Genomic DNA, 646 nt, shown 5'->3' with positions numbered 1-646 from the left:
AATGCCCTACTAAAATTACCAATTTACAGAACTAGAACCTACTTTTATATAAATACTACCACCATCAAAAGCAGTTGCTTGATTTTGTAGAGCTTTATCAGAATAAGCATCTCCATATAATCTTAATTCATTAATTTTAGATATTAATTGCTTGCATATTTCTTTAGAATCATCTTGTTTTCTAAGCAGAATATAATTAGTCTTTGTTACACCTGCTTTATTTCTTCCTTCTGCTTCTATATAAAGACAATTTTTAGCATCTTTAATACCAAAATAACCTGCTGGATATGTTTTTAAATCATTACCACTTACCGGATTTAAAGCAACATTTGTCATATTAGCAATACCACCGGTAAAATCTCCTTTAGCGGTATAGTAACTAGTCAAATCTACCACAAGAGTAGAAAAATCATTTAATGCTTTTGATAACTCAGCATCATCTCTCGTAGCATTTAGTTTAGGTATCGCGACTGCTGCTAAGATACCTAGAATAACTATTACGAAGATTAGTTCTATCATTGTAAAAGCTTTTTTCATCTTTGTCCTTTAAAATTTAAAAAAAGCTAAGCTTGGATTTTACCAAACTTAGCTTTGTAATATTCATCAAATAAAGTGAAATTAGAAAGAAATATTTCCGCCACCTAGT

At 29.9% G+C, this 646-nt stretch carries 1 protein-coding gene; it reads right to left on the bottom strand.

Annotated features, from left to right (window positions below):
- Positions 1-15 precede the first annotated feature (15 nt).
- Positions 16-537 (bottom strand): type II secretion system protein, encoded by a 522-nt coding sequence (locus tag AVBRAN12637_RS09710; protein ID WP_336613754.1) that lies wholly within the window; start codon positions 535-537, stop codon positions 16-18.
- Positions 538-646 lie beyond the last annotated feature (109 nt).

This window comes from Campylobacter sp. RM12637 (assembly GCF_020137645.1).
In the GTDB taxonomy this organism is placed as follows: Bacteria; Campylobacterota; Campylobacteria; order Campylobacterales; family Campylobacteraceae; genus Campylobacter_E.
This window is presented reverse-complemented; position numbering and strand designations above follow the sequence as displayed.

Coding starts and splice junctions, on each gene's coding strand:
- AVBRAN12637_RS09710 (WP_336613754.1), bottom strand. CDS start 537: ATGAAAAAAGCTTTTACAATGATAGAACTAATCTTCGTAATAGTTATT.